At 66.0% G+C, this 2420-nt stretch carries 3 protein-coding genes; all 3 read right to left on the reverse strand.

The window, feature by feature from the left end; all coding sequences use genetic code 11:
- On the reverse strand, nt 1-345 hold a 345-nt coding region (locus tag AC1DYI_RS32825; protein WP_477208300.1), incomplete at its 3' end, for a hypothetical protein.
- A 194-nt stretch (nt 346-539) separates the two neighbouring features.
- Nucleotides 540-2015, reverse strand: coding sequence for a ribonuclease G (rng, locus tag AC1DYI_RS32830; RefSeq protein WP_477208301.1), 1476 nt, complete (start codon nt 2013-2015; stop codon nt 540-542).
- Nucleotides 2016-2042: 27 nt separating this feature from the next.
- On the reverse strand, nt 2043-2420 hold a 378-nt coding region (locus AC1DYI_RS32835; protein WP_477208302.1), incomplete at its 5' end, for a Maf family protein.

Raw genomic sequence — 2420 nt, forward strand, 5'->3', positions numbered from 1 at the left:
CGTGTAGGCCGCCCGGTCCAGGCCCATGAACTGGTAGCCCAGCACCATCACCAGCTGGCAGGCCCCCATCTGCAAGACATCGTCGGCCTGTGACACCGATGGCCAGACACGGTGGCACAACGTCAGGCCGGGCCCGACCTGCCCACCGAGTATCAGCGCCCTGGCCCGTGCCAGCGCTGCCTCCGCCGGCTCTCGCTCCGGCTCGGGCGGCGCCGAAACGGCGGTTGGTGCTTTCTTTCGCTTGCCGGTGGAGGGAGGCACCAGCATGGCGTCCACGATGCGCGCGAACCGGGTGTCGGTTTCAAGTGCCTCGGTCGAGCCAGGAGTGTCCGGTGCGTGCGCCATGCCTCGAATCGGGGAGCATCGTTTGACAACCGATCCTAAGGTCAGCGGCGCTATATCAGGCAGCGGGCCGGATACTGGTTGTTAACAAGCGCCCCCACGGGGGGCTCGCACAGCAGCCCTGTGAAGCCGGATCCGCGCACGCCACTTGAAGAGGCGGCGGCGCTTCGCGCGCCTCTTATCCGCTTGGGCTGAGCCTACAACAGAACTATGTCGTACTGCTCCGGATTCATCGTCGGCTCGGTCGACAGCGAGATCGGCTTGCCGATGAAAGCCGAGAGGTCGGCCAGATGCTGGCTTTCCTCGTCGAGCAGCATCTCGACCACCGAGGCGCTGGCGACGACGCGGAATTCCTTCGGGTTGAACTGCCGCGCCTCGCGCAGGATCTCGCGCAGCACGTCGTAGCAGACGCTGCGCGCGGTCTTCACCTGACCGCGGCCGCCACAGGTGGGGCACGGCTCGCACAGCATGTGGGCCAGCGATTCGCGCGTGCGCTTGCGCGTCATCTCGACCAGGCCCAGCGCCGTGAAGCCGCTGACGGTCGTCTTCGTGCGGTCCTTGCTGAGTTGCTTGCGGAACTCGGCCAGCACCGACTGTTGGTGGTCTTCGCGCACCATGTCGATGAAGTCGACGATGATGATGCCGCCCAGGTTGCGCAGGCGCAGCTGGCGCGCAATCGCCTGCGACGCTTCGAGGTTGGTCTTGAAGATCGTGTCGTCGAAATTGCGYGCACCGACGAAGCCACCGGTGTTGACGTCGATCGTCGTCAGCGCTTCGGTCTGGTCGACGATCAGGTAGCCACCCGACTTCAACTCCACGCGCCGCGCCAGCGCACGCGAGATCTCTTCTTCGATGCCGAAGAGGTCGAAGATCGGCCGCTCGCCGCGGTAGTGCTCTAGCTTCGCGATCGCGGTCGGCGTGTAGACACCGCCAAACGCCTTCAGCGTGTCGAACTGCATCTTCGAATCGATGCGGATCGATTGGGTCTGCTCGGTGGCCAAATCGCGCAGCACGCGCTCGACCAGGCTCAGGTCCTGGTGCAGCAAGGTGCCAGGCGGTTGCGACAACGCGCGCTGGCGGATCTGGCCCCATGTCTTGCGCAGGTAGGCGATGTCGTCGCCCAGTTCCTCGTCGGTCGCTTCTTCGGCGTTGGTGCGCAGGATGAAGCCGCCGCCACCACCTTCTTCGGGCTTGCCGACCAGCGTCTGCATGCGGGTGCGCAACTGCTCGCGCGCTTCGGCCGAGCCGATCTTCTGCGAGATGCCGATGTGGTTGTCCTGCGGCAGGAAGACCAGCATGCGCCCGGCGATGCTGACCTGCGTCGACAGGCGCGCGCCCTTGGTGCCGATCGGGTCTTTGACCACCTGCACCGTCAGCGTCTGGCCTTCGAAGACCTGCTTCTCGATCGGCGTCTGGGCCGTGTCGCTGCTGGCACGGGGGTTGAAGCCTGCGGTGTGCAGATCCGCCACGTGCAAAAAGGCGGCACGCTCCAGCCCGATGTCGATGAACGCGCTTTGCATGCCGGGCAGCACACGCGCAACCTTGCCGAGATAGATATTGCCGACCAGCCCACGCTCCAGCGTGCGCTCAAGGTGCAGCTCTTGAATCGAGCCGTTTTCGATGAGGGCGACCCGCGTCTCTTGCGGGGCCCAGTTGATCAATATGTCGTGCATGGGGCCTCGTCGCCGCAGCGGCCGCCTTCAAACGCGCAGGTGAGCGCGGCGCAGCAGCTGGGTTGTCTCGTAGAGGGGCAAACCCATGATACCGGAGTGACTGCCGCTGATGCGCTCGATCCAGCCCGCGAGCGAGCTCTGGATCGCGTAGGCGCCGGCCTTGCCGAAGGGCTCGCCGCTGTCGACATACGCAGTGATCACCTCGCGCGGCAGCGGCGCGAAGCGCACGTGCGAGTCGTTGACCGCGAGCGACGTGCGACGGCCATCGAACACCGCCACCGCCGTCAGCACACGGTGACTGCGGCCCGACAGTGCGGTGAGCGTCGCCACGGCATCGGCTGCATCGACCGGCTTGCCGAGGATGCGGCGGCCGAGCGCGACGGTGGTGTCGGCGCACAGGATGGG

It is taken from the genome of Ideonella sp. P3_A4, from assembly GCF_056403075.1.